This is a genomic window from Acinetobacter sp. 22301 (assembly GCF_052045285.1).
Classification (GTDB): Bacteria; Pseudomonadota; Gammaproteobacteria; order Pseudomonadales; family Moraxellaceae; genus Acinetobacter; species Acinetobacter pittii.
Map to the genome: position 1 here is coordinate 104,640 of NZ_JBQEOR010000010.1, position 25,960 is coordinate 130,599.

The window sequence follows — 25,960 nt, forward strand, 5'->3', positions numbered from 1 at the left end:
TTTATTTCCCCACTACCTGAATAACGATCAAGATCATCAATAACACCACTACACCGAGTGACATGCTTGATGCGTATTCACGCAATGAACCTGTTTGACGTGAGCTTGTAAAACTATTTCCGCCTTTCACGAGTGCAGGAAGAACTAACCACAAACCGTCAATCGGATCACGGCCAAAGATTTTGGCGAAGAATAAATAAGGTTTAACAAAAACGATGTCATACAATGCATCAAAACCAAAAGCGGTACGGCAAATATGTGCCAAACCTGAACCCAAACTTGTTTGAGCGAATGATTTCACTGCACCATAAGCAAATGTAAATAATGCTATACCAACAACTAGACCAACTAGTGCAATACCTACTGCTAAGTGCTCTGCCCCATGCATGCCCTCTACAAATTGTTCAGCGACATGGAATTCAGGGATTTTTGCAGTATTCAGAATACCTGCTACCGGTGCTTTTAATACCGCACCAACAAAAGTAGACAATACAGCTAAAATACCCAATGGAGCCCAGTAAGTTGCACCTTTAATTTCATGGTAAGGCGTGTTTTCTTGACCAAAGAATACAACCCAGATTAAACGGAATGTATAGATTGAAGTCAGGAATGCACCTGCTACACCCACCCAATATAAGGTGTGATATAAAGCAACTGATTGACCTTGTACCCAAACTTCACCAAGAATCGCATCTTTAGAGAAGAAGCCAATTGTTAAGAATGGAATAGCTGCTAATGCACCGCCACCAATCGCGAAACAAGCAAACAGGAATTTGTTACGTTTGAACAAACCACCCATTTTGAAGATGTTTTGCTCGTGGTGGTAAGCCAAAATCACCGCACCAGAAGACAAGAATAATAATGCCTTAAAGAATGCGTGAGCCAACATGTGGAACAAGCCAGCTTGATAAGCTTCCGCACCTACAGCCATAAACATATAGCCAAGCTGACTCATTGTTGAGTAAGCCAAGATACGTTTGATATCTGTTTGAACGAGTGCAGCAAAACCTGCAACTAACAAAGTTACCGCGCCAGTTACCGAAATGAATTGCATCACTTCAGGAGCAAGTTCAAATACGCTGAATAGACGGCAGCATAAGTACACACCAGCCGTTACCATTGTTGCTGCGTGGATTAATGCAGAAACAGGTGTTGGACCTGCCATCGCATCTGCCAACCATGTTTGCAATGGAATTTGAGCAGACTTACCAGCAGCACCCAAGAACAACATTAATGCAGTCCAGATTGTAAGTGACGAACTCTTCGTCATTACTTCTGCTGCGTGTTCAACGATGTACTGAGTATTCAGCGTACCAAATTGTTGGTAAAGCAAGAATAAAGCAATAAGCAAGAATACGTCACCAACGCGGGTCACTGTAAACGCTTTGATCGCAGCCCAACCATTTGCAGGGTTTGCATAATAGAAACCGATTAGCAAGTAAGAGCAAAGACCTACGCCTTCCCAACCCAAGAATAACAACGCCAAGTTGTCACCCAATACAAGCACAAGCATGCTTGCAACAAACAGGTTGAAATAAGAGAAGAAACGCGCATAGCCCTCTTCACCACGCATGTACCATGATGCAAAGATGTGGATTAAGAAACCAACACCCGTGATCATGCCCATCATGAGTAAAGATAAGCCATCTAAATGTAAGCTAATGCCCGGCGCAAAACCGCCAACATTGAACCATGTCCACAAGTTTTGAACAAAAACTTGCTGACCACTCGTAGTAAATGCCATTCCAGCAATGAGTGCAAATAATGCAGATAAACCTACAGAACCTACACCAATAACAGCTGCAACATTTTCAGAGAGTTTGTCTCGTCCTGCCGCCAATAAAATAAAACCGATTAGCGGAAATAATACTGTTAAATATAAATAACTCATCCGCGCATCTCACTAGCAGCATCCACATCCAAATGATGGAAGCGATGATAGAACTGAAGGACAATCGCAAGACCGATACATGCCTCTGCTGCTGCAAGGGTCAAAATCAAGATGAACATCACTTGCCCATCTGGTTGTGCCCATACGCTACCCGCAAGAACAAATGCCAATGCTGCAGCATTCATCATGATTTCAAGGCTCATTAACATAAATAATAGGTTGCGTCGCACCATTACACCGTAAAAACCGAGTGCAAAAAGGATGGTTGCAACAATCAAACCATGTTCTAAAGGAATCTGGCCCATTATTCTTTTTCCTCTTCTGCACCTGGTTCACGTTTACCTAAGTGGTATGCTGCAACAAGGGCTGCTAGCAATAACATCGCGGCAACTTCAACCAATAATAAATAGTGAGTAAAGAGTGCTTGACCAACTACTTTTGGTCCAATCACTTGTGCCCCAAGCGGTGCTGAAATAGTGGTGTATTCACCACCAAGCATCCAAACTAAAAGCAAGCCGAGCAAGAAACTCATGAGTGCTGGATATGCCCAAGCATCTGAAGAAAGCCATTTACGTTCTTGTTCAACGGTGTGTTGACCTAAGTTAAGCATCATCACTACGAAGACAAACAGAACCATAATTGCTCCGGCATAAACAATGATTTCAAGAGCACCTGCAAAAGGCGCCCCCACGATCATGAAAATACCAGCAACAGCAAGCAATGAAACAATTAGACTAAGTAGAGCGTGTACAGGGTTCGTGTTAGTCACTACACGAACCGTAGAAACGATGGCCACGAGTGCCATCAAATAAAACGGCCACATCATGGTAATAGACTCCGTACATCGATTGGTGCACTTTCTTTTTGTGCTTGACCTTTCTCTTTACCGTTAATTGCCATACCCGTTACACGGTAGAAGTTGTAGTCTGGGTATTTGCCTGGACCTGAAATGAGTAAGTTTTCTTTCTCATAAACAAGGTCTTGACGTACATATTCGCCTAACTCGAAGTCTGGTGTGAGCTGAATCGCAGTTGTTGGACAAGCTTCTTCACACATACCGCAGAAAATACAACGTGAGAAGTTGATACGGAAAAACTCCGGGTACCAACGACCATCTTCTGTTTCTGCTTTTTGTAGTGAGATACAGCCAACCGGACATGCAACCGCACATAGGTTACATGCTACGCAACGCTCTTCCCCATCAGGGTCACGCGTTAATACGATACGACCACGAAAGCGTGGCGGCACAATCTGTTCAGCCGGAACTTCTGGATATAAAATCGTGTCACGTTTACGCGTTGCATGGCTAAACACCATGAGTAACGTACGTACAATTGATCCGAATCCAGCTAGAAATTTATACATTTTGTACTCCCTGCTGTCCTAGGCCTGATTCATCAGAATCACAGCACCAGTCACTAACAAGTTGACCAACGCCAATGGCAAACAAATTTTCCAACCAAAGTTCATGACTTGGTCATAACGCGGACGCATTAAAGAACCACGTGCCAATACAAACATCATTACAAAGAATGCTGTTTTAATCACAAACCAGAATAATGGTGGAACAAATGGAATTTCTAAATTGAATGGCGTTAACCAGCCACCAAAGAATAAAGTCACGATCAATGCAGAGATCAGTACTACGTTGACATATTCAGCAACGAAGAACATACCCCATTTCATACCGCCATATTCAACATGGTAACCTTCTGCCAATTCTTGTTCTGCTTCTGGTTGGTCAAATGGATGACGGTGAGTTACCGCAACACCAGCAACTACGAAAATCAAGAAACCTAAGAATTGCGGAATGACAAACCAAACATCACGTTGTGCTTCAACAATTTCACGAAGGTTAAATGAGCCTGCAATTGCAACCACACCCATCAATGAAATACCTAAGAACACTTCATAAGAAATAGTTTGAGCTGCTGAACGTAAACCACCAAGCAACGAGTATTTGTTATTTGAAGCCCAGCCACCAAATAAAACCGCATAGACTGCAATACCAGCCATTGCCATGAAGAACAATAAACCGATACTCATGTCGGCAACACCCAGTGAAGGACTCACTGGGATTACCATGAATGAAAGAACCGCTGTTGCCATTGCAACAGCTGGTGCTAAACGGAATGTAAGTTTGTCAGCAAACTTTGGTGTCCAGTCTTCTTTGAACATGATTTTGAGCATGTCGGCAACGATCTGGAACATACCACCAGGACCAACACGGTTTGGACCATAACGGTCTTGCCACCAAGCAAGTAAACGACGCTCAATAAAAGACATCAACGCTGCAACTAAAACTACAACAAGCAAAATCACAACTGCTTGAACGACAGCATAGGCAATCGGCCAGTTCTCAGCCCAAAGTGGCGTTTGACGTATAATTTCTTGATTCATGAATTACACTCCTAAAGCCACTGAAACAGGCTCAGCTAGTGACACCATTGGTGCTAAACCAACTGGGTAACCAATATAACCTGTAGGTAAATATTCAATTACTTGTACCGGCAAGCTTACAGTTGTTTCGCCTGCTTTTACTGTAATGCGTTGACCTTCTTGAAGGTTCAAACGAGTTGCATCTTGTTCGCCCACTGCAAACACAGCTTCAGGAATACGAGTTTCCATTGCAGGTGTTTTAATGGTGAATTCGCCAGAACCAAAAATATGGTGCATTGGAACTAAGCGGAAACTTTCAGGATTTGCAACTACTGGCACTGGAGCAACGTAGCTACGTGCAGGACGTTTTGCCAAGCGATCGAATAAACGAACACCAGAATCACCACCTTTTAAGTGACCACCGACTTCATCTTGGTATTTATTCCAGGATTGTGGAGAGTTCCAACCCGGAGCCCATGCAAATGGTACTAATGATGATGCTTTTTGCGGACCAACATAACCTTCCATTGAGAATGTTAATGCTGAATCTGGATCAGTAGGCTGTTTAGGCTCATGAACCGATAACGGCGCACGCATTGCTGTACGACCTGAATAACGACGTGGTTCACGCGCGATTTTCAAGCCATGTACACGGTAACCTGCATCAGGCGCAACATCTTGGATAGCTTCGAGTACTGGTACATTTTTCACGATGCTTTCAATTACATCGTCAAGCAATGTCCAATCTACAGCCTTACCTTTAATGCCAGTTTCAATGGCATGTAACCAACGCCATGATTCTTTAATTGCATATTCAGGTTTGTAGTAGCTTGGATCGTAAACTTGATAGAAACGCTGTGCACGACCTTCTTGGCTTACAACAGTACCATCACCCTCTGCAAAGCTTGCTGCCGAAAGAACGATATCAGCCTGTTTCACAGTTTCAGTTTCACTGTGATCAAGCACGATTACTGTTTCAGCTTTATCTAATGCAGCTTTTACTTGTGCAGCTGGTAAGCGACGGAACAAGTCATTTTCAACAATAACAAGTGTGTCGTAGTCTTGAGCAAATGCTTGTTCAAGGCTTAAACCACCGAACAATGCCAAGCCCATAGAGTTCACTTCAGGAACTACAAGACTTAAACCAGCTTTAGAACCTAAGTTCTGAGTCAACTGTGCTGCAGCTTCCATAATAGAAGCATCTTGCAAGCTTGTACCCGCAATAATTAATGGTTTGTTTGCTGCTTTTAGAGTGTCAGCAATGGTTTGAGCAAATGCTTTTGCATCTTCATCTAAACCACTTACAACTTCACCATTCACTGCCGCAGCAACTGCAAAGCCTAAACGTGCGATGTCATTTGGAGAAGCAACCACTTCACCAGTTGCAACGTCAGCAAGACGAGTTTGAGTTGCAGCTAAAATGTAAACCGGAGATTTTGCTTCTTGGCCAATACGTTGTACAGGCTCAGCTAACCAATCTGGTGTACGTGTTTTTGCAGCCATTTCGCGTGCTTTGTTTTTCGCAGCTTGGCGAACAGACAATGCCATGCGAGGTGCAGTTTGAGTTAGGTCTTCACCTAAGATCAGAACAGCATCATAGCTTTCAATTTCACGCATATTCGGGTTGTAAATACCCTCGGTTTGCATGATAGATGCAGCAAGTTCAACAAGCTTTTGCTCTTTTTGTGCAATACCAGTTGAATAATTTGCCTGGCCTACAAGCTCACGTAATGCATAGTTAGATTCCAAGCTTGCGCGAGGAGAACCAATACCCAAAACTTTTTTGCATTGAAGCTTAGCAATCGCTTGATCGAGAGCTTGATCGACAGAAACAGTTGCAACAGTTTCACCATTACGGAACTGAGGCTGACGTGGACGGTCTGCACGGTTTACATAACCTGTGCCAAAACGACCTTTGTCACAAAGGAAGTATTGGTTAACCGAACCATTAAAACGGTTTTCTACACGACGGATTTCACCATAACGTTCACCCGGAGAAATGTTACAACCAGAAGAACAGCCTTGACACACGCTTGGTGCATACTGCATATCCCACTTACGGTTATAACGCTCTGAATGAGTCTTATCAGTAAATACACCTGTTGGACATACTTCAGTCAAGTTACCAGAGAATTCAGACTCTAAAGTACCTGATTCCGGACGACCAAAGTAAACACGAGATGCATTGGCATATACGCCAAAGTCTGTACCGCCCGCATAGTCTTTGTAGTAACGAACACAACGGTAACAAGCAATACAGCGGTTCATTTCATGCGCAATGAATGAGCCGAGTTCTTGGTTGTAATGGGTACGTTTTGTAAAACGGTAGCGACGACGGTCATGGCCCGTCATTACAGTCATATCTTGTAAATGACAGTGACCACCCTCTTCACAAACTGGACAGTCGTGCGGGTGATTCGTCATCAAAAATTCAACAATAGATGCACGGAAATCCGTTGCTTCTTTGTCTTCAATTGAGATATAGGTATTGTCAGATGCTGGTGTCATGCAAGACATGACTAAACGACCACGCGTATCTTCTGGATTCGCATATTGCGTAACAGCACATTGACGGCAAGAACCAACCGAACCTAAGGATGGATGCCAACAAAAATATGGGATGTCGATGCCCAGACTCAAACATGCTTGTAGCAAGTTTTCCGAGCCGTTGACTTCATACGATTTTCCATCGACATGAATTGTAGCCATAGTCGAATTCCTTAAGCTTGTTCTACGTTGCTGGTTTGCACGACAGGACGATTCGTCACTTTCGCTTCAAACTCACCACGGAAATGTTTGAGTGCGCCCATAAGCGGCTCCATCGCACCTGGCGCATGGGCACAGAAAGTTTTACCAATCCATAATTTACGAGTTAGTTCTTGTAAATGGTCGATATCTTCTTTCTTACCTTCGCCTGCTTCAAGTGCTTTAAGCGCTTTAACAGCCCATGGCAAACCATCACGACATGGTGTACAGAAACCACATGATTCACGCGCAAAGAACTCTTCTAAGTTACGAGTGAGCGATACCATACATTGGGTTTCGTCTACTACCATTAACAAACATGTTCCCAAACGAGAACCTGCTTTCATAATCGTGTCTGCATCCATTGGTAAATCAATGGTATCTGCTGGTAAAAAGTCAGTTGAAGCACCACCTGGCAACCATGCTTTGAGCTTTAAGCCCTCACGCATACCACCTGCATGATCTTCAATTACTTCACGTGCAGTTGTACCAAACGGCAATTCCCAAAGACCTGGGAATTTAACTTTACCCGATGCACCATAAATTTTAGTGCCTGGATCTTTTGATTTACCCGCTGACAAGCCGATATACCACTCTGGTCCACGAAGCATGATTGCTGGCAAGTTGTTATAAGTTTCAACGTTGTTCACAATCGTCGGACGACCCCATGCTCCTGCAACTTGCGGGAACGGTGGCTTAGTACGTGGGTTAGCACGACGGCCTTCAAGCGAGTTAATCAATGCAGTTTCTTCACCACAGATATAACGCCCTGCACCCGTATGTACATGCAGATCAAAATTCCAGCCAGAACCTAAGATATTTTCGCCTAAATAACCTTTAGCACGAATCTGTTCTAATGCTTCATTTAGATATTGAGCAGCCTCGATGTATTCACCACGGATAAAGATATAACCTTGAGTTGCTTCTAAGGTATAACCCGCAATTAACATCCCTTCGATCAATTGATGTGGAAGTTTTTCCATCAACAAACGGTCTTTAAAGGTACCCGGTTCCATTTCGTCGGCATTACAGATCAAGTAACGTGGACCACCATCATTTGGTGCCATCAATGACCATTTAATACCCGCAGGGAAACCCGCACCACCACGACCTTTTACAGTTGCAGCTTTAATGACATCTAACACTTCAGCAGGTTTCATGCCTAAAGCTTTTTTAAAGCCAGCATAACCTTCAAGTGCTTCGTAATCATCAGCACTACGTACCGCTTCTTGTTTACTTAAACGCCAAGTAAGCGGATGAGTTTCCGGATTACCGTCGCCATAAATTGGTTTTGGTTCAGTATTCATACATACTTCTCCAATAACTGTTTAATTGATGTCACTTCGACTAAACCGTGAGTATCTTCATCAATCATTAAAGTTGGGCCTTTGTCGCAGTTGCCTAGGCAGCAAATTGGAAGCAATGTAAAACGACCATCTGGTGTCGTTTGACCATACTGAATTCCTAATTCACGCTGGAATGCTTCAGCAAGAGTTTCTGCACCCATTAAGAAGCAAGCAATTGAGTCGCAAAGTAAAATTACGTGACGACCTACCGGATGGCGATAGATACGGTTGTAAAATGTTGCAACGCCTTCCAAATCAGCAACACTCATCGACAACAACTGTGCGATGGCATTCATTTGAGCGTCATCTACCCAACCATTACGGCGCTGTACACACTTCAATGCATCCAAAGAGGCTGCACGAGGGTATGGATAGTGACCAATGTGATGTTCGATTTCGTGAATTTCTTCCGCAGTCAAAATCCCTTCGACATTCACACGTGGTTTTTTATCAGTCAAAATCATCATTATGTGTTACCTCTTAGCGATCCACGTCAGCCATAACCACGTCAATGGTCGCCAGATAAATGATTAAGTCAGATACTAAACTTCCGTTAATCACTGAAGGCATTTGCTGTAAGTGAGTAAACGTCGGTGTACGAATACGAGTACGATAACTCATAGTCGCTTTATCTGAAGTCAAGTAATAAGTACTTGCACCTTTAACCACTTCAGTCATAAATGATGACTCGCCCGCTGGCATGACAGGACCCCATGAAACGCTCAAGAAGTGCGTAATCAAGGTTTCAATATCTTGTAATGTCTTATCTTTCGGTGGTGGAACAGCCAATGGATGATCCGCTTTGTATGGACCAGAAGGCATGTTATCCAAGCACTGTTGAATAATTTTTAGCGACTCGGTAATTTCACGGAAGTGAACAAGCACACGTGCATAAGCATCGCCTTCATACTCAACCGGCACATCAAAATCGAAGTTTTCATAGCCGCTGTATGGACGATATTTACGTACATCAAAATCGATACCTGTTGCACGTAAACCAGTACCAGTTACACCCCATGCGAGCGCAGATTTGGCATCGTATTGTGCAACATTACGCGTACGACCAATAAACACAGAGTTTTTCAATGCTGCTGTGTAGTACTCGTTTAAGCGTTTAGGCATCCACTCTAGCAATTCTTTAACAAGCTTTTGCCAGTTGTTTGGAAGATCGTGTGCTGTACCACCAATACGGAACCATGCTGGATGCATACGGTAACCCGTGATTGCTTCAACAATATCGTAAACTTTTTGACGGTCCGCGAACATATAGAATACTGGTGTCATACCACCGGCATCCTGAATTGCCGTACCACAGAATAATAAGTGGTTATTAATACGGAACAATTCGTTCAACATGACACGAATCACTTGCGCACGTTCAGGAACTTTAATACCTGCCATTTGCTCAACAGCCATTACATACGGCATGTTTTGAGCACAACCACCTAAGTAGTCAACACGGTCAGTATAAGGAATGAAAGAATGCCATGTTTGACGTTCAGCCATCTTTTCCACACCACGGTGGTGATAACCGATATCAGGTACACAGTCCTTCACTTCTTCGCCATCTAACTGCAATACAACACGGAACGCACCATGTGCAGATGGATGGTTAGGACCTAAGTTCAAGAACATAAAGTCTTCATCAGCGTTACCACGCTTAAGACCCCAGTCTTCAGGTACAAAACGTAAGTGCTCTTGTTCAAAGTCTTGTTTCGCTTTGTCTTGCATGTACGGCGTATATTCTGTCGCACGTGCTGAATATTCTTTACGAAGCGGGTGACCTTCCCAATAAGTTGGCAACAAGATACGACGGAGCATTGGGTGCCCTTCGAAATTGATACCGAACATATCGTAAGCTTCACGTTCATACCAGTTGGCATTTGGCCAGATATTTGTCGCTGTCGGAATATTAAGATCATTTTCGTTCAAGGCAACCTTGATACGAATGTCACTATTACGCTCAAGCGATAATAAATGATAGAACACAGTGAAGTCAGATGCTGGTAAACCATCACGATGAACACGTAAACGTTCATCCATCGCAGATAAGTCAAACAGCATTACATACGGACGTTCCACTTTACGCAGGAACATAAGGACTTCTTGCACGCGTGCGCGCTCGACCCAGACTGTTGGAAACTCTTCAAAAGTCGCCTGCACGTAAAAGTTCTCACCAAATTTGGTTTTGAGCTCTTCTACGATTGCAAATGCTGGGCGTGAATCAACTGCTGTTGACTCTGGCATAGCAATGTCAGTTTCAGCCATTGGCTTGGCTTCCTATTTAATACAAATTCTGTCAATTTTCTCGATGAACATATCAGTTAGATATGTCAAAACACCGTCAAAAAATTATTTAATCTCATCCATAGAGCGTAAGTTTTTAACGGCAATACGCTCAGCATTCTTACGGTCACGTTCTGGCATCATCTTTGGCTTATATACTGGCTGAAGATCATCACCGATCACGGCAGAAAGCGGGCGTCGCTCTAATTGAATCTGGTCTTGTAAAAGCATTAAAGCTTGAATTAATGCTTCAGGACGAGGCGGACAACCTGGGACGTACACGTCAACAGGAATAATTTTGTCTACACCTTGTACTACTGAATAGATGTCGTACATACCTCCAGAGTTTGCACAAGCACCCATCGAGATGACCCATTTAGGCTCTAACATCTGTTCATACAGACGCTGAATAACTGGTGCCATTTTTACGAAACAGGTACCTGCAACAATCATCAAGTCAGCCTGACGAGGTGAAGCACGGATAACCTCTGCACCGAAACGTGACAAGTCATGCACACCTGTTAAGGTCGTTGCATATTCGACGTAACAACATGAGGTACCAAAGTTAAATGGCCACAAAGAGTTTTTACGTCCCCAGTTTACTGCTGTATGCAAGACATCCTCTAAACGAGTCATGAATACGTTTTTATTCACTTCCTCTTCAAGCGGATCCGTCACAATTTGACGTTCTTGCAATGGGTATTGATCAGCATCCGGATTCGCGCGGGTCAGAGTATATTTCATCCCGACTTACTCCTTTTCAGATGACAATGCAGGTGTAGTTTTTGACTTAACACGACCTGATGATTGAGCTGGAATCTGGCCTGTAGGGTCAGTTACGAGCTCTTCAATAGAATTAAAGCGTGTAATTTCAGCAATGTTCATTGTTGGTGAACCGATTTTAACCGCTTCACCTGCTGATTTACGGCGATCTGCTGGTGACCAACTTAAAGCACCTACAGAGAAGGCATAAACAAGCGCAATCAATAAATCAACGACAAAGATCACTACAGTGGTATATCCCAACCACCCTACTTCACGCACAGAAGTAGACCATGCATAGAGGTAAAGCGCCTCTAAGTCGAAGACAACAAAGAAAATTGCAACTAAATAGAACTTTGCAGACAGGCGAATGCGAGCGCCACCAGCACTCACGACACCTGATTCAAACTGCTCTTGCTTAGCACGTCCCCACGATTTTCCCCCGAGGAGTAAGGGAACTGTGAGCATAAAGACGCAAAGAAATGTAACGCCGATCACGAAGGCGATAATCGCCCAGTCGTATGGAGTAATGGCACTCATGCGGGGATAACTCCTGGCAGGCCTATTATTTAACAAAGAATGTATGTATTGGCCTTCAAATACACCAAACACAAAATTAATCCCGCCAATTGTACCTGATTTCTAATTTCCCATGCTAGTTGAAGCGTCTTAGTCTTTCGGATGATTTTCTAGACAAAACTATTCTTCTATGTGTTGTAAGGGGGGTTTCACAGCACATAATCGGTTTATTTAATTGTTTCTTTATTTATGATGATTTTTTTCATTTTTTAATTTTAGAATATTTACACAGTTGAAGCGCTTATTAACTTTTTATAACTTACTTTTTTATAATATTAGTTTGTTTTTTATTGTATTCAGCTTCTCCTCTGAATTATGATGAATGTTTAATCATGCATAATATTTTATTACTCTTGGATAAGAGTATTTATCATTAAGGGCAGCTGATGCCATACTCACTTCGTGAATTTTCATTTCTCTCCTTTTTTAAATTTTTTCTCCTATTTAGCTTCATTATTGCGACATGTTGTTTCATTGGCATTGCATCTCGCCCTTTAAGTTTTCTTGCATTCTTTTGGCCTGCCAATTCGGTTTTGCTCGGATTGCTTATTCGTTTTCCAATCACACGCCGACCAAGCGCATTTTTAGGTGCCTATATAGGATATGTGATTGCTGACTTATTTCAGGGCACTCCATTTGCTCTCACACTTGTTTTAACAACATCAAACTTTCTTTATGTTGTTACTACGTTTGCGCTCTATATGTTTTTTAATCAACATATTAAGGCGGCCTATCGCGGTTATTCCTACCTTTTCTTATTTGGATTATGCGGAATAGGTAGCGTAGTAGGTGCATTGTTTGCAGCAACTTTCGTGCCTATGTTTAATACCAAATTTATGATTGGTGGCTTGCTGGATGAGTTTGGTTACTGGTTTACTTCAGAACTGCAAAATGCCTTGCTTCTTTTACCTATCATATTGAACATCCCTCAATATAGTCAGGTTAAACATTACTTTTCAAGAAATCGTGGCCTACAACCAACCGACCTTTTACCTTTTGGCGCTGTGCTTATTTCGATTGCTGCTAGCTATTATGACTCTGGTCCGGGTTCGCTGCTCTACCCGATTGCTGCCCTGATCTGGTGTGCCATTCGCTACAAACCTATTGTTGTTGCACTCATTACTAGCTTTACCAGTGCTTATATTATTTATCATGTCTCTGGACATTACCTTTTGCTCTATCCAAACGAATATTTCAGCAATACGATCTCAATCCGAATTGGGTTAATTATGATGACGATTGCCCCACTTACGGTTTCTAGTATTAGTGTTTTGCATTCAGAGTTAATTCAAAAGCTTCAACATGCCATTGCACATGATGAACTAACTTCAAGTCTGACTCGACGCCAGTTTTTACAGTCGGTCAGATTACTTCAAGAAAAAGTACAAAAAGAAAATAAGACCTCAGCTTTTTTCATGCTTGATGTCGACCACTTTAAGCAAGTTAACGACAACTATGGTCATCAAATCGGTGATCGGGCGCTACAAACTTGTGTCACCACGATTCAAAATATTTTACATCCTCATGATTTATTAGGTCGCTTTGGAGGTGAAGAGTTTGCCATTTTTATTGCAGATACTACCAAGGAAAGTGCATTTGAACTGGCTGAACAGATTCGAATTAAAATTAGTCAGCAACCGATTTATATTTATGGGAAATTACCAATTTTTATACAGGTGAGTATTGGGATAAGCTTATATTCCCCATCTTCCCATCGAGCGATTGAAAGTTTATTTAAAGAAGCAGATGACGCTTTATATCAAGCAAAACGCCAAGGACGTAATCGAGTGTTTATCTCTTTATAATTTTTTCATTTCATCATCTAGTGTAATGAATTTTATACAATAACCTGTGTTTTGCCATGTATGCTAATAACAGATAATAAGGAGAAAAATGCATGACTCTAGAATATACGCATAAACCAAACTACTACTTGTTTGCACAATTACTGGTGCGACATATAGAAAGCTATATTCACAAACATCCAGATGCCAACAATGCAATTTTTGACTTGCGGGATGTCTATGAAATATTTAGACAGGATTTTGCGTCAACGACAACAAACCTAGAAGGTATTTTGCATATTGCAGATGAATATAAAATAGAAACGCTTAATGGAGATCAACCTCTTATTCAAAAATACCAGATTGATGCAAAAAACAATTCGTTACTGATCGATTTTAATTCCGATGCGTTAACCAGCTTAAGAAGCGGAAAACCTATTTTGGAACCAGATGCGACTCAACTATAAATAGATCAATAAAAAAGCACCTTATGAAGGTGCTTTTTTATTGGCTTTTAAAGGAGGCTGTTTAAAGCGTTTTGCTGGCCATGTCATAATAAAGCGAGCGCCACCCAATGTCGGGCTTTCATCCACTTTAATTTCACCGCCAAACCAGTAGGCAATACGGCTTACGATAGACAACCCTAAACCATAACCGCCCGACGCACGTGTACGACTATCGTCTAGACGGGCAAAAGCTTCAAATACTCTTTTACGGTCTTGTTCAGGAATACCTGCGCCGTCATCTTCAACACAAACAAAGGCCATACCATCGCTGTGGATACCACCGGTAATCCGAACTTTATTATCGCAATAACGAACCGCATTACCCACCAAGTTTTGAACAACACGATGTAAGTAACGACGCTCAGCATCTACTTTTACATAAAGTGGAGGAGCAACAAGTTCAATTTCTTTTTGCGTTTTTAAAGCTTCGGTTTCGACCGCAACCTGATCTAACACATCAAATAAAGTAATTTCATCAAAATCGAGTGAAGGTGTACCCTGCTCTAGTTTTGCATAAGTCATGATTTCATCAATTAAGGTATTGAGTGCTTCAATATCTTTATCAATCATATCGACCTGATGCATACGATGGTTGTAATCATCTTCTTCCGCCAACATTTCTGTACCAAAGCGAATACGGGCAACAGGCGTTCTAAGCTCATGAGATACCGCTCTCATTAACTCACGCTGAGCCTCGATTAAACGCTGAATATGATCAGACATGTTGTTATAACTTGATGCCAAGTTTGCCATTTCGTCACTTCCTTCAATAGGAACACGCAATGACAAATCACCAGACTTCATGCGGTTTAATGCATAACGTACTTGGCGAATTTTACGCTCTAGCGGCAAGATCAACCCATAGACACCTAGACTCAGCAAAAATAAGCTAAATAAAGTAATCCCTGCTGAAAGCTGCAAAGGCATCCAGTTAAACATCGGCACCGGTCCAAGCACGAGAACCCGTGTAGGCTGATTCGGAATTGGAGAGACGATTGAAATAGTTGTTCCGCGTACTGTCGCACTATCTTTGTACAACATGACGCTTTGGTCTTGGCGTAAACGACCAATTTGTTCGGAGTCCAGATTAATATCTTGAATATTGTAGATATTAATTGGGTAAGAGAAATGTTTTTGAATCTTGGCAAGATATTCTTGTTCTTGCCCCGGATAAAACATTAAATAATCCAGTACAAAAATAGGGAGAGCCTTCATTTGGCGCTCAGTAATTTTGTCGACTTTTATAGATAAAAAGTGCTGAGGATCATCACGCAAGCCAATAATGATATACGCAATACTATTACTGGCATCGTAACGGACAACAGATTTTTGAGCTTCGATTCGTTTTTTCTCGGTACGAGATAACTCAACCTTGCTTGCATCAGTATAATAAATTGGAAGTTCCAATAAATCTGACGCATCTGAAACCCAGTCTATTTTCTGCTGCTTCCCTGGTTGTCGAGCGACTCCCTCACTAATGACATAAGAAATACCATCGGTTAAAGATTCTCGGTATTCTTGTGCCCGTTGATAATTGATAATTTGTACAAGCAAATAACCAAAGACAGCAACCAGAACAACAAGAATTACCAGTCCCGCATATATTCGCAGGAATATACTGTGTTTAAACACTCGACCAACCTTATAGGAAGTTTATTCAGACCTTATAACCCGTTGGTTTCTTTAACGAACAAGTAACCTTTACTACGTACTGTTTTAATACGCTTTGGATTTTCAGGATCATCACCAATTTTTGGACGAATACGTGAAATACGGACGTCGATTGAACGGTCCTGACCATCGTATTCGATACCACGTAAACGTTCGAAGATATCTTCACGCGATAAGATACGACCAGCATTTGATGCAAGCAACCATAATAGGTCATATTCTGCGCTAGTGAAGTCAACAAGTTCACCATTTAGCGTTACAGAACGACCGCCATTATCAATTACAAGGTCATCAAACTCGATACGCTGTGCAACTTCATCTTCTACAGTTTTATCTGTGCGACGTAATAGTGCACGGATACGCGCTAAAAGAACACGTGGTTGAACTGGTTTAGCAACATAGTCATCTGCGCCCATTTCTAAACCAAGCACCTGGTCCATGTCTTCTGTACGTGCAGTCAACATCAAAATGGGTTGATGGTAATGTGGACGAACTTCACGGCAAACTGTTAAGCCATCGGCACCCGGCAACATGACATCCAAGACCACTAGATCTGGTTGTTCACTAATAATACGACGAATTGCACGGTTACCATCAGTTTCTACACCAACTTCCAAGCCGTTGCGAATTAAATATTCTTGAGTTAATCGCGCTAAGCGCTCGTCATCTTCAACGATCAGAATCTTTGGTAACTTTTCTTCTTGGCTCATATCATTGCCCCTATAAATCTCGTTTCATGCATCTTAAAAATCTTGCAGATACATTCGTTTATCATTTGCAATATACACACGTTTACATTGTAAACAAGTAGGCGTTCACCAAACTGATACATGACCATCGTATTTTGTTGCATTTTATTAACCTTTGAATTTTCACGTGTTTTTAAGATTTATTTATTGTTATTAAATTTCATATTCTATTCATATTTCCAATGTATGAATATTAAACAAATTATTTCTCTGTTTAGTTTAAATTTATTTAAGTGTTTGTTTTTTGAGTTATCCACAAAGTTATCTATAAGTGTTTTTTAACAGCTTTGCTATGCTATCTCCCATCAAATCATACAGATAAAAAATTACTAAAAAGTCAAGATTGATCTGCTATGAAAAATCCCGTATCTTGTGTTGAAAATAAACTTTAACTACTAAGTCTTGTGTTTATCCCTCAAATATCGTGGCATGTTTTTTTGCTCGGTTCAAACGGTCTATGAACATAACAAAAGTGACAATGGAGCTATGCTGGCATGAGCGTAATTACTTCGACTCCCGGTCAAATTCAGGTGATTAAGCGCACTGGAGATGTTGCTGCATTTGATGCAGAGAAAATTTCAGTTGCGATTGGTAAAGCTTTTCTTGCTGTGGAAGGTCAACAGAGTTCGGATTCTAGCCGTATTCATGACCGTATTACCCAGTTGACGGAAATGGTCTTAAATACTTTTACTCGCCGTTTACCATCGGGCGGTACGATCCATATTGAAGAAATTCAAGATCAAGTAGAACTTGCTTTAATGCGTACTGGGGAACAAAAGGTTGCCCGCGCTTATGTGATTTACCGTGAACAACGTGCTAGCGCTCGTCAGCAAACGAACTCAAACCACCACCCTACTTTACAAGTTACCGACAAAAACAGTCAGCTTCAGCCACTTGATTTAAGTGCATTGCAAGCAACTGTTTCTAAGGCAGCTGAAGGTTTGGAAGGTATTGACGTTCAAGCCATTGTCGATGAAACCGTTAAAAACTTATATAACGGCGTAAAAGAAAGTGATATTGCCACAACAATGATGATGGCAACACGTACCCGTATTGAACAAGAACCAAACTACACTTACGTGACTGCACGTTTGCTTTGTAACGAATTAGTGAGCACTGGTTTAACGTTCTTAGGCTTATCAACAGACACACCTGAAAACAATGCACTTGAAGCATTCTTGAAAAAAGGTGTTGAGCTTGATTTGCTTTCACCTGACTTGCTTGACTTCGACTTAGAAAAATTATCAGCAGCAATTCAGCCAGAACGTTCTAATCAGTTTACCTACTTAGGTTTACAGACTTTATTTGACCGTTACTTCATTCACTCAAACGGCGTTCGTTTTGAATTACCACAATTATTCTTCATGCGTGTGTCGATGGGTCTTGCACTCAATGAGCAAGATAAAGAAGAGCGTGCAATTGAGTTCTATAACTTATTGTCTAGCTTCGACTACATGGCTTCTACGCCTACCCTGTTTAACTCAGGTACATTACGTCCACAGCTTTCAAGTTGTTACTTAACAACGATTGGCGATGACCTTTATGACATTTATGGTGCAATGCGTGACAACGCGATGCTTTCTAAATGGGCTGGCGGTTTAGGTAATGACTGGACACCTGTTCGTGCCTTGAACTCTTATATTAAAGGTACTAACGGTAAGTCTCAGGGTGTTGTTCCATTCTTGAAAGTTGCGAACGATACAGCTGTTGCAGTAAACCAAGGTGGTAAGCGTAAAGGTGCTGTGTGTGCATACCTAGAAACTTGGCACTTAGACATCGAAGAGTTCTTAGAGCTTCGTAAAAATACGGGTGATGACCGTCGCCGTACTCACGACATGAACACTGCGAACTGGGTTCCAGACTTGTTTATGCAACGTGTATTTGAAGATGGTGAATGGACATTATTTACCCCTTCTGAAACTCCAGACTTGCACGACTTAACTGGTGCTGAATTTGCTGAGCGTTATGCTTACTATGAGTCTGTAGCGAAAGAAACTAACATGCTACACAAGAAAGTACGTGCTAAAGACTTATGGCGCAAAATGCTTTCTATGTTGTTTGAAACTGGTCACCCATGGATCACATTCAAAGATGTATGTAACTTACGTTCACCACAACAACACGTTGGCGTAGTTCACTCATCTAACTTATGTACTGAAATTACCTTGAACACAAATCAAGACGAAATTGCAGTATGTAACTTGGGTTCGATCAACCTTGTACAACACGTTCAAGGTGGTGTGTTAGACCGTGAGAAGTTAGCTCGCACTATTAAAACAGCAGTACGTATGCTCGATAACGTGATCGACATTAACTACTACGCTGTACCACAAGCGAAAAACTCGAACTTGAAACACCGCCCTGTGGGTATGGGTATCATGGGCTTCCAAGATGCGCTATACGAAATGGGTATTGCTTACGGTTCAGACGCTGCTGTTGATTTTGCTGATGAATCAATGGAAGTAATTAGCTACTACGCAATTGAAACATCAAGCAACTTGGCTGTTGAACGTGGTGCTTACTCAACATTCAAAGGTTCATTGTGGGATCAAGGCATCCTTCCAATCGACTCTTTAGAAATTGTTGCGAAATCTCGTCCAGAGCGCATGTTCGAAGTTGACCGTACTCAACGTTTAGACTGGGACACTTTACGTGCCAAAGTTCAAAAAGACGGTATGCGTAACTCAAACGTGATGGCGATTGCTCCAACTGCTACCATCTCTAACATTTGTGGTGTTTCTCAATCTATTGAGCCAACATTCCAAAACTTATATGTGAAATCTAACTTGTCTGGTGAGTTCACTGTTATTAACCCATACCTTGTTCGTGCATTAAAAGAACGCGGTCTTTGGGACACAGTAATGGTTAACGACCTTAAACACTTTGAAGGTTCAGTACAAAAAATTGCTCGTATTCCTGAAGAATTAAAAGCAATCTTTGCTACTGCATTTGAAGTAGATACACGTTGGATCGTGGATGCTGCATCACGCCGTCAAAAATGGATTGATCAAGCTCAGTCGCTTAACCTTTACATCTCTGGTGCAAACGGTAAGAAACTTGACATCACTTACAAGATGGCATGGTTACGTGGTCTTAAGACGACTTATTACCTCCGAGCTTTAGGTGCAACTTCTGCTGAAAAATCTACAATTAACACAGGTGCTTTAAACGCAGTCAAACCTGCGACTGTTGAAGCAGCGGCTGTTGCTGCCCCTGTTGTAGAAGCGAAGAAACCAGAAGCAGCGGTTGAAGAAGAAGGCTTCACTCAAGCCGCTCCTGTACCAATGGCTTGTTCAATCGACAACCCTGATTGTGAAGCTTGCCAATAACATTCAATAAGGTTGCTCTTTTTCACTAAAGAGCAATCTTAAAAGAGGTAAAGATTATGCTTTCTCATCTCAGCCATAACTATATGCTTGGTGTTGGAGTTTTAATCTTTGCCTTTATTTTCTTTTATATGCCGATGGTTTACGCATTTATCACAATACGTAAGCAGCAGCGTAAACAAAATAAGTTGTAGTGAGTAGAGACCAAAGGCCCAAAATTTGGTCATGCATCAATAAAACTTAATTTTGTTTACACATTAAAAGCGTATAGTAGGGACATCTTCGTTTAAGAGATGTCAAATATAGATATATACAACGAAGAGAGAACAAAAATGTCTATCCTTAGTTGGGACGATTTTGAAGATGATTCGCAAAAACCGACTACACCTGAACACAAGTCTGCGCCCGTCCAATCGGAAAAAGCGTCAGATTCGCAGAATGTATCTACTGCGCAGCCATCATCGCCGAGCGTGGCAGCTCCACAATCCGCTGGAACCCATTCCGTGCGACCAACAGTTGCCTCCGATACAGTGGCTAGAGCCGCTCAAGCCTTAGAACATTTAGACGTTGCCCCTGGCCTTGAAGAGCTAGAAATGGGTGCTCAACGTGTTCAAGTTGACGACAAAGCAATGATTAACTGTCGTGCGGACTTGAACCAACTTGTACCATTTAAATATGAGTGGGCTTGGCAGAAATATCTTGACGGGTGTGCAAACCACTGGATGCCTCAAGAAGTTAACATGAACCATGACATCGCGCTTTGGAAGTCTGAAAATGGCTTGACCGAAGATGAGCGTACTATTGTTATGCGTTCTTTAGGTTTCTTCTCGACTGCGGACTCTTTGGTTGCAAATAACTTGGTATTGGCGATTTACCGTCACATTACTAACCCTGAATGCCGTCAGTACATCTTGCGTCAAGCGTTTGAAGAAGCAATTCACACTCACGCTTACCAATACTGTATCGAATCTTTAGGTATGGACGAAGGCGAAGTCTTCAACATGTACCGTGAAGTTCCATCTGTTGCACGTAAAGCAGCTTGGGGTTTGAAATATACTCAATCTTTAACTGATCCTAATTTCCACACAGGTACGCCTGAAAACGACCAACGCTTACTTCGTAACTTGATCGCATTCTACTGTGTACTTGAAGGGATCTTCTTCTACTGTGGCTTTACTCAAATTTTGAGTATGGGTCGTCGTAACAAGATGAACGGTGTTGCTGAGCAATTCCAATACATCTTGCGTGATGAATCTATGCACTTGAACTTTGGTATCGACATGATTAACCAAATCAAGATTGAGAACCCTCACCTTTGGACTGCCGAGTTCCAACAAGAAGTGGTTCAAATGATTGTTGAAGGTACGATGCTTGAAATCGAATATGCACGTGACACAATGCCACGCGGTGTATTGGGTATGAACGCAAGCATGATGGAAGAATACTTGAAATTCATCTGTAACCGTCGTTTATCTCAGTTAGGTTTACCAGAGCAATTTGCTGGTGTAACGAATCCATTTGCGTGGATGTCTGAGATGATGGACTTACGTAAAGAGAAGAACTTCTTCGAAACTCGCGTAACTGACTACCAAACTGGTGGGGCGTTAAGCTGGTAAGATTAAGCATATAACAGCACAATATAGATGCTGTAAAAAAGGGTTGCTAATAGCAGCCCTTTTTTCCTATCTATCTTTCAACTCAATATAAAGGTAAAACTACTTTTAAATAAAATTAGATTTTTTTCTTATACTTAATTAATTTTAAAAGTAATATTAAAACAACCACTACTAGCCAGATTAAAATTAAATACCTCATCAATAAGATGGGGAACACAACCCAATTCCACCAAGAAGTAATTTTTTCTTCACTTGTTGAAAAATTAATTACACTACCTTTTTCATCTTCAAAACGAATTTTATTAACTACAATATACTTACTTTTAAAAAACAATGATGAATTAGGAAAAAAACCTCCCTCAACTTTAAGTAGTTTTCTAGGCTTATATAATTCACAAAATGAACCATTCTCATTTTTAAAATATGCACAATTAATAAAAATTTTTTATTGCCTCTTTTTATTATCAGTGATGTCATACGCCCATGTTTAATTTGAAATTCAGGCTTATAAACAACAAAACCCTCTTTTTTAGGAGTAAAAACTATACTTGGGTTAAGAGCACAAAGCAGTACAATCACACAGAAACTTAAGGAAAGGACAAGAACAAAATTTTTATAAACATACGAATATAATGAAAAAAATGGATCAACCACCTCAGCAGAGATCCACATTTTAAGTTCATAAATCACATCTATCCCCCTATAAAACAACAATAAAGAACATCACAGATAAAAGAATCCCTATTAAAAGTGGCATAAAATTAGCTATATACTTATTTTCCTTAAAAAATTTGCTAAATATAAAAATGAGAAAACAAATTAAATATGACACGTTATAATTAAAAGAAGATAAATCATCAAAGTAATTTATTCCTTTACTTCGTTTAGCAAGTAGATAAAACATAAAAATAGAGTAACCCGCCAAACCTAAGAAAATTGAAGTAAACGCACTTACATCGCCTTTACTCATAATTTCATCTTTCATAAATTCCCCAATAAAAAAATATAATTATTTAATAAAATAAAAAAAGCTATTTTATAGCAAAATTAATAATCTTTAATATAGATTCAAATAACCAAATACAGCTTTTTCAACTCGCTGCTGTAAATGATTTAAATCACTTTCCCCTGCTATGCCTGCTGCGTTAATCATTCCTTTGCTTAAAGCAATTACATCTTGTGCGACTGTCTGCGCATGTGAAATGCCAGAACGTATAAACAAGTCAGAAATTATGGTTTCAAGCTCGTGTTGAAGCTCACTTTCCTCAATGTCTTTTCCAATGAGTTCAGAAGCAAATTCAAGGGTTCGTGCCAACTGCGGACGGCTTAATTGATGTTGCACAGCAGCATGTATGACGAGTTTTAGTTTTTCTTTTAAATCTGTGGCTTCATGTTCTTGTATGGCTTCAACTATACGTTTTGAAAGCTCAGCCCGCTCACGTCGAATTAACTCAACGATTAAAGCATCTTTAGATGGAAAGTACTGATATAGGCTACCAATACTTACGCCAGCAAGTTCGGCCACGGCATTTGTATTAAATCCAGCAAAGCCTAAAGACTCTAAAATGCGAGCAGCCGCTTCTAATATTGCTTCAAAAGTAGCCACTGAACGTGCTTGACGCGGGCGTTTGCGTGGATCTGGGAGTGTTTCTGACATGGCCCGAAATGCGAGTATTTAATGTGAGTAATCACTCATATACTGACTGAGTCATATTGATATGACAAGAAAATCCTGTCTTTTCAATTGAACTACAACTCGGCTCAGTCATGGAGTGGTTATGTCTAGAACCTATACTTTTTTTATTCATTTAAGAGCATTGCCCGCTTGGTTGGCTTTAGCTCGTGAAAAGCGGGCTGAGTTTAGTGCACAGAAGCTTAAACCTATTTTTGAGAAGTACCCGACTGTAAAAGTTCGGTGGTATGACGTTGAAGCGTTTAGTACTAAAGCGAGTGATATTGCTGTGTTTGAGACCACATCTCTACAAGATTATTATTTTGTGATTGATGCGATTCGAGACTCTGAATTTTGTACAGTTCCCTACTTTGAGTTTGTAGAGATTATTCCTGCAATTGAAGATGGGTATGTAGAATATGAGAGTTCTTTATAAACTCTATTAATCTAGTTGATTACATACAATCAGTAGATATTAATTCATACTAATCAATGGAAATTTTAAATTTATAAATTTCGCAAAAACAAAAATTAATTAATTTTATAATTTACAAGAATAAATATTTACCAAATAAATAAGACCATTACTTAAATAGTAATGGTCTTATTATGAATAAATTATTTTATTTAAACCAGTGCGAAATCCATATTATAATATCATTAAAGACTTTAGTAATATCATTAAAGACTTTAGTAATAGCATCCCAAGCCATTTTTATCCATTCAACAATATTTTTAATAATACCAACAATATAGTCAACTATCTTAGTCAATAAATCATTAATAAGCTCATTAATTTTTTGTGCTGCAACGAGGATAAGATTTTGAGCTGCTGGAAAATCGTTACCGATCTTTTCTGCTTCATCAAACATTTTATCTATATTATCACTTGCTTTCTTCTTAGCATCCTCTCTAATTTTATTCAGTTCATCTTTAAATTTTGAGTGTAAACTATCAGAATTATCACTGTCTTTCAGCTCTTTAGCAGATTTTTTTAATTTTTCTTCGATAGTTGATGCAGTATTAGTAGCCAAAACCTTTGCTTGATTTCGTAAATCATTCAATTTACTTTGAACAGGATTATCTGCTAATTCACTATCATCAGCGACAAGATACTTATTCGTTGCCTCCATTAAATCTAAAGAATCCTCAACCAAATTAGGATAATATGGTATTGCTACACCAGTATTAATATTATTTTGGTAGTGATCACGCATTTCCTTTAGAACATCTACGAAGTTTGTCATATATTATTCCTATAATACTTTTTAATAATTAGTAAGATATTTATTATGATTAGTATAAAATACTCTTTTCATCACAATATGCAAGAGATTAACATAGTAAACCTATAAGTAAATATCCCACTCCACGTCAATTACAAATAAAAAACAATAAAATTATTATAAAATTAAAATTAAAAGCCATGCAAACATAATTACAAAAACAGTTTAAGTAACACTTTTTTGATTAGCAATTTTAAATATTTAAATAATCTAAACAGTTTTATTAATATTTTAATGTAGCAACCAACTCAAAATACTCATAAATATAGTTTTCATTATTTTCCTCTTTTTAAAATGGGTTCATCTAGTAACTCATTTAATACCCCCCTCCCCCAAAACCTCTCCAACACCACATTTCTTTCATCCAAACTGTTAGAGCTTAAAACCTGTAGCAGCAAACCATCTATAAGGTTTAAAACCATATCTGCATCGAATTTAAAAGCACGGGTTTCACAGCTAAAAATCAGGTCAAAAAGTTCCCGATGTAACCATTTTCGGTATTCAACTGCCATACGGTAGGCCTGCGGGTACAGTAGTTTTATTTCAAAAACTGCTTTAAGCAGCAAATGGTACAGACTGTTTAAATTGGTATGTAAGACAATAATTTCTTTAAGTTTATCTTTTTGGGTGTAGTAACGGCTTGAGTAAATAATGGAGAGCACTTCTTCTTTGAGTAGGCTTTTTTGAAAGGCGATGCACATTTCAATTAGGCGTTCTTTGGAGTTGAAGTAGTTGTAAAACGTGGCTTTCGGTATTTTGGCTTCTTTGATAATCAGGTCTACCCCTGCATTATGGAACCCATGCGTGGTAAAGAGTTGGATGGCAGTTTGAACCACCTGTAATTTTTTGGAAGATATTTCTAAAGTTGGCATAGTTTTACCGTTATAAATTCTTGTTGTTTCTAAATGAGATAAAAAGCCTGTGCCCTTTTGGGAGAAAAAAAGGCACAGCAAAGCCGCAAGACGGTGCTTGGCACATCTCAAGTTTTATTGTTGATATAAGTTTTTAGTCGTGACGAGCTAAAGCTTTAAAACGTATTTTCAATTAAACAGTTTTAAAGATGAGCTAAACGATATTGGAATAAAAGGCTTGGCAATGGTTGCCAATAAAATAGAAATGTTGCGCATGAGCGACTCCTTAGGTAAAAGAAGTCCTACCGCATTACTGTCAAATAATGGTGGTAGAACGAAAGAGGGTTGACAGACTGAACCTAAGAATCAGCACACCCGAGGGTGTCCCCCTTCCGTCCTGAACTGCACCCCATAAGTTAGACTTTTAAAACTTATGAGGTGTGCTCTATGCCAATTCCGAAGCATTCAAAAGAGTTAAAATTAAAAGTCATTCAAGCTTATTTAGAGGGAA

General features: G+C 40.3%; 25 protein-coding genes. 6 read left to right on the forward strand and 19 right to left on the reverse strand.

The window, feature by feature from the left end; translation table 11 throughout:
• Position 1: 1 nt before the first annotated feature.
• The 11 genes from nuoL to ndhC all read right to left on the reverse strand — a co-directional run bounded on the left by nuoL (position 2) and on the right by ndhC (position 11,949).
• Positions 2 to 1,891 (reverse strand): NADH-quinone oxidoreductase subunit L, encoded by a 1,890-nt coding sequence (gene nuoL, locus ACTJJH_RS14745; RefSeq protein ID WP_002120008.1) that lies wholly within the window; start codon positions 1,889 to 1,891, stop codon positions 2 to 4.
• The gene (gene nuoK / locus ACTJJH_RS14750) at positions 1,888 to 2,196 is read right to left on the reverse strand and encodes an NADH-quinone oxidoreductase subunit NuoK (RefSeq protein WP_000529822.1); all 309 of its coding nucleotides are present in this window, start codon (positions 2,194 to 2,196) and stop codon (positions 1,888 to 1,890) included. The genes nuoL and nuoK overlap by 4 nt, the downstream gene beginning before the upstream one ends.
• The gene (nuoJ, locus tag ACTJJH_RS14755) at positions 2,196 to 2,714 is read right to left on the reverse strand and encodes an NADH-quinone oxidoreductase subunit J (protein WP_014205902.1); all 519 of its coding nucleotides are present in this window, start codon (positions 2,712 to 2,714) and stop codon (positions 2,196 to 2,198) included. Before nuoJ ends, nuoK begins: the two co-directional genes overlap by 1 nt.
• Complete coding sequence (gene nuoI, locus ACTJJH_RS14760; protein ID WP_002120012.1) at positions 2,714 to 3,256, reverse strand: NADH-quinone oxidoreductase subunit NuoI; 543 nt, start codon at positions 3,254 to 3,256, stop codon at positions 2,714 to 2,716. The genes nuoJ and nuoI overlap by 1 nt, the downstream gene beginning before the upstream one ends.
• An 18-nt stretch (positions 3,257 to 3,274) precedes the next feature.
• Positions 3,275 to 4,291 carry an NADH-quinone oxidoreductase subunit NuoH gene (gene nuoH, locus ACTJJH_RS14765; RefSeq protein ID WP_440601348.1) on the reverse strand — a complete coding sequence of 339 codons (1,017 nt, stop codon included), beginning with the start codon at positions 4,289 to 4,291 and terminating at the stop codon, positions 3,275 to 3,277.
• 3 nt (positions 4,292 to 4,294) lie between these two features.
• Positions 4,295 to 6,979 carry an NADH-quinone oxidoreductase subunit NuoG gene (nuoG, locus tag ACTJJH_RS14770; protein WP_440601349.1) on the reverse strand — a complete coding sequence of 895 codons (2,685 nt, stop codon included), beginning with the start codon at positions 6,977 to 6,979 and terminating at the stop codon, positions 4,295 to 4,297.
• A gap of 11 nt (positions 6,980 to 6,990) precedes the next feature.
• Positions 6,991 to 8,322, reverse strand: a complete 1,332-nt coding sequence (gene nuoF / locus ACTJJH_RS14775; RefSeq protein WP_002120030.1) for an NADH-quinone oxidoreductase subunit NuoF — start codon at positions 8,320 to 8,322, stop codon at positions 6,991 to 6,993.
• Entirely contained in the window at positions 8,319 to 8,828 is a 510-nt protein-coding gene (gene nuoE / locus ACTJJH_RS14780; RefSeq protein WP_002120040.1) for an NADH-quinone oxidoreductase subunit NuoE, read from the reverse strand. The genes nuoF and nuoE overlap by 4 nt, the downstream gene beginning before the upstream one ends.
• A gap of 13 nt (positions 8,829 to 8,841) precedes the next feature.
• On the reverse strand, positions 8,842 to 10,629 hold the full coding sequence (gene nuoC, locus ACTJJH_RS14785) for an NADH-quinone oxidoreductase subunit C/D (RefSeq protein WP_002120052.1): 1,788 nt from the start codon (positions 10,627 to 10,629) through the stop codon (positions 8,842 to 8,844).
• A gap of 84 nt (positions 10,630 to 10,713) precedes the next feature.
• A complete protein-coding gene (locus ACTJJH_RS14790; protein ID WP_002120034.1) occupies positions 10,714 to 11,391 on the reverse strand; it encodes a NuoB/complex I 20 kDa subunit family protein in 678 nt (225 codons plus the stop codon).
• A gap of 6 nt (positions 11,392 to 11,397) precedes the next feature.
• A complete protein-coding gene (gene ndhC / locus ACTJJH_RS14795; protein WP_002120061.1) occupies positions 11,398 to 11,949 on the reverse strand; it encodes an NADH-quinone oxidoreductase subunit A in 552 nt (183 codons plus the stop codon).
• 425 nt (positions 11,950 to 12,374) lie between these two features.
• Between ndhC and ACTJJH_RS14800 the strand changes: the two genes are divergently transcribed.
• Positions 12,375 to 13,793: a sensor domain-containing diguanylate cyclase gene (locus ACTJJH_RS14800; protein WP_063098186.1), complete on the forward strand. Its 1,419-nt coding sequence runs from the start codon at positions 12,375 to 12,377 to the stop codon at positions 13,791 to 13,793.
• 92 nt (positions 13,794 to 13,885) lie between these two features.
• Complete coding sequence (locus ACTJJH_RS14805) at positions 13,886 to 14,239, forward strand: hypothetical protein (protein ID WP_002120022.1); 354 nt, start codon at positions 13,886 to 13,888, stop codon at positions 14,237 to 14,239.
• Between the two features lie 21 nt (positions 14,240 to 14,260).
• Here ACTJJH_RS14805 and bfmS read toward each other — a convergent pair whose 3' ends face one another.
• From bfmS to ACTJJH_RS14820, 3 genes are read right to left on the reverse strand one after another with little or no spacing between them, the layout of a single operon-like run.
• The gene (bfmS, locus tag ACTJJH_RS14810) at positions 14,261 to 15,910 is read right to left on the reverse strand and encodes a sensor histidine kinase BfmS (RefSeq protein WP_002120020.1); all 1,650 of its coding nucleotides are present in this window, start codon (positions 15,908 to 15,910) and stop codon (positions 14,261 to 14,263) included.
• Positions 15,911 to 15,942: 32 nt separating this feature from the next.
• Complete coding sequence (gene bfmR, locus ACTJJH_RS14815) at positions 15,943 to 16,659, reverse strand: response regulator transcription factor BfmR (RefSeq protein ID WP_000076440.1); 717 nt, start codon at positions 16,657 to 16,659, stop codon at positions 15,943 to 15,945.
• Positions 16,656 to 16,838 (reverse strand): hypothetical protein, encoded by a 183-nt coding sequence (locus tag ACTJJH_RS14820; RefSeq protein WP_031945032.1) that lies wholly within the window; start codon positions 16,836 to 16,838, stop codon positions 16,656 to 16,658. The genes bfmR and ACTJJH_RS14820 overlap by 4 nt, the downstream gene beginning before the upstream one ends.
• A 354-nt stretch (positions 16,839 to 17,192) precedes the next feature.
• Between ACTJJH_RS14820 and ACTJJH_RS14825 the strand changes: the two genes are divergently transcribed.
• The 3 genes from ACTJJH_RS14825 to ACTJJH_RS14835 all read left to right on the forward strand — a co-directional run bounded on the left by ACTJJH_RS14825 (position 17,193) and on the right by ACTJJH_RS14835 (position 21,640).
• Positions 17,193 to 20,027: a ribonucleoside-diphosphate reductase subunit alpha gene (locus tag ACTJJH_RS14825; protein WP_284086907.1), complete on the forward strand. Its 2,835-nt coding sequence runs from the start codon at positions 17,193 to 17,195 to the stop codon at positions 20,025 to 20,027.
• A 56-nt stretch (positions 20,028 to 20,083) separates the two neighbouring features.
• The gene (locus tag ACTJJH_RS14830; protein WP_002120013.1) at positions 20,084 to 20,218 is read left to right on the forward strand and encodes a hypothetical protein; all 135 of its coding nucleotides are present in this window, start codon (positions 20,084 to 20,086) and stop codon (positions 20,216 to 20,218) included.
• A 138-nt stretch (positions 20,219 to 20,356) separates the two neighbouring features.
• The gene (locus ACTJJH_RS14835; protein ID WP_005803276.1) at positions 20,357 to 21,640 is read left to right on the forward strand and encodes a ribonucleotide-diphosphate reductase subunit beta; all 1,284 of its coding nucleotides are present in this window, start codon (positions 20,357 to 20,359) and stop codon (positions 21,638 to 21,640) included.
• 306 nt (positions 21,641 to 21,946) lie between these two features.
• On the opposite strand, the gene ACTJJH_RS14840 is transcribed toward ACTJJH_RS14835, so the two are convergent.
• The 3 genes from ACTJJH_RS14840 to ACTJJH_RS14850 all read right to left on the reverse strand — a co-directional run bounded on the left by ACTJJH_RS14840 (position 21,947) and on the right by ACTJJH_RS14850 (position 23,297).
• Positions 21,947 to 22,330 (reverse strand): hypothetical protein, encoded by a 384-nt coding sequence (locus tag ACTJJH_RS14840; RefSeq protein ID WP_440601350.1) that lies wholly within the window; start codon positions 22,328 to 22,330, stop codon positions 21,947 to 21,949.
• Positions 22,331 to 22,340: 10 nt separating this feature from the next.
• On the reverse strand, positions 22,341 to 22,625 hold the full coding sequence (locus ACTJJH_RS14845; RefSeq protein ID WP_068565974.1) for a hypothetical protein: 285 nt from the start codon (positions 22,623 to 22,625) through the stop codon (positions 22,341 to 22,343).
• A 72-nt stretch (positions 22,626 to 22,697) separates the two neighbouring features.
• Positions 22,698 to 23,297: a TetR/AcrR family transcriptional regulator gene (locus ACTJJH_RS14850; RefSeq protein WP_068565976.1), complete on the reverse strand. Its 600-nt coding sequence runs from the start codon at positions 23,295 to 23,297 to the stop codon at positions 22,698 to 22,700.
• 121 nt (positions 23,298 to 23,418) lie between these two features.
• Between ACTJJH_RS14850 and ACTJJH_RS14855 the strand changes: the two genes are divergently transcribed.
• Positions 23,419 to 23,748: a darcynin family protein gene (locus ACTJJH_RS14855; protein WP_068565978.1), complete on the forward strand. Its 330-nt coding sequence runs from the start codon at positions 23,419 to 23,421 to the stop codon at positions 23,746 to 23,748.
• A 187-nt stretch (positions 23,749 to 23,935) separates the two neighbouring features.
• Here ACTJJH_RS14855 and ACTJJH_RS14860 read toward each other — a convergent pair whose 3' ends face one another.
• Together ACTJJH_RS14860 and ACTJJH_RS14865 are read right to left on the reverse strand one after the other, a co-directional pair.
• Positions 23,936 to 24,559 carry a hypothetical protein gene (locus ACTJJH_RS14860; protein WP_060466165.1) on the reverse strand — a complete coding sequence of 208 codons (624 nt, stop codon included), beginning with the start codon at positions 24,557 to 24,559 and terminating at the stop codon, positions 23,936 to 23,938.
• A gap of 314 nt (positions 24,560 to 24,873) precedes the next feature.
• On the reverse strand, positions 24,874 to 25,470 hold the full coding sequence (locus ACTJJH_RS14865) for a TetR/AcrR family transcriptional regulator (RefSeq protein ID WP_068565982.1): 597 nt from the start codon (positions 25,468 to 25,470) through the stop codon (positions 24,874 to 24,876).
• Between the last annotated feature and the right edge of the window lie 490 nt (positions 25,471 to 25,960).

Bases quoted from the DNA above. Each gene is read 5' to 3' on its own strand.
- ACTJJH_RS14860 (WP_060466165.1), bottom strand. From the start codon at position 24,559: ATGACAAACTTCGTAGATGTTCTAAAGGAAATGCGTGATCACTACCAA.
- ACTJJH_RS14855 (WP_068565978.1), top strand. From the start codon at position 23,419: ATGTCTAGAACCTATACTTTTTTTATTCATTTAAGAGCATTGCCCGCT.
- nuoG (WP_440601349.1), bottom strand. From the start codon at position 6,979: ATGGCTACAATTCATGTCGATGGAAAATCGTATGAAGTCAACGGCTCG.
- ACTJJH_RS14850 (WP_068565976.1), bottom strand. From the start codon at position 23,297: ATGTCAGAAACACTCCCAGATCCACGCAAACGCCCGCGTCAAGCACGT.
- ACTJJH_RS14830 (WP_002120013.1), top strand. From the start codon at position 20,084: ATGCTTTCTCATCTCAGCCATAACTATATGCTTGGTGTTGGAGTTTTA.
- nuoK (WP_000529822.1), bottom strand. From the start codon at position 2,196: ATGGGCCAGATTCCTTTAGAACATGGTTTGATTGTTGCAACCATCCTT.
- ACTJJH_RS14790 (WP_002120034.1), bottom strand. From the start codon at position 11,391: ATGAAATATACTCTGACCCGCGCGAATCCGGATGCTGATCAATACCCA.
- nuoC (WP_002120052.1), bottom strand. From the start codon at position 10,629: ATGGCTGAAACTGACATTGCTATGCCAGAGTCAACAGCAGTTGATTCA.
- nuoI (WP_002120012.1), bottom strand. From the start codon at position 3,256: ATGTATAAATTTCTAGCTGGATTCGGATCAATTGTACGTACGTTACTC.
- nuoF (WP_002120030.1), bottom strand. From the start codon at position 8,322: ATGAATACTGAACCAAAACCAATTTATGGCGACGGTAATCCGGAAACT.
- nuoE (WP_002120040.1), bottom strand. From the start codon at position 8,828: ATGATGATTTTGACTGATAAAAAACCACGTGTGAATGTCGAAGGGATT.
- ACTJJH_RS14835 (WP_005803276.1), top strand. From the start codon at position 20,357: ATGTCTATCCTTAGTTGGGACGATTTTGAAGATGATTCGCAAAAACCG.
- ndhC (WP_002120061.1), bottom strand. From the start codon at position 11,949: ATGAGTGCCATTACTCCATACGACTGGGCGATTATCGCCTTCGTGATC.
- ACTJJH_RS14800 (WP_063098186.1), top strand. From the start codon at position 12,375: ATGCCATACTCACTTCGTGAATTTTCATTTCTCTCCTTTTTTAAATTT.
- bfmR (WP_000076440.1), bottom strand. From the start codon at position 16,659: ATGAGCCAAGAAGAAAAGTTACCAAAGATTCTGATCGTTGAAGATGAC.
- ACTJJH_RS14805 (WP_002120022.1), top strand. From the start codon at position 13,886: ATGACTCTAGAATATACGCATAAACCAAACTACTACTTGTTTGCACAA.
- nuoL (WP_002120008.1), bottom strand. From the start codon at position 1,891: ATGAGTTATTTATATTTAACAGTATTATTTCCGCTAATCGGTTTTATT.
- nuoJ (WP_014205902.1), bottom strand. From the start codon at position 2,714: ATGTGGCCGTTTTATTTGATGGCACTCGTGGCCATCGTTTCTACGGTT.
- ACTJJH_RS14865 (WP_068565982.1), bottom strand. From the start codon at position 25,470: ATGCCAACTTTAGAAATATCTTCCAAAAAATTACAGGTGGTTCAAACT.
- ACTJJH_RS14845 (WP_068565974.1), bottom strand. From the start codon at position 22,625: ATGAAAGATGAAATTATGAGTAAAGGCGATGTAAGTGCGTTTACTTCA.
- ACTJJH_RS14825 (WP_284086907.1), top strand. From the start codon at position 17,193: ATGAGCGTAATTACTTCGACTCCCGGTCAAATTCAGGTGATTAAGCGC.
- nuoH (WP_440601348.1), bottom strand. From the start codon at position 4,291: ATGAATCAAGAAATTATACGTCAAACGCCACTTTGGGCTGAGAACTGG.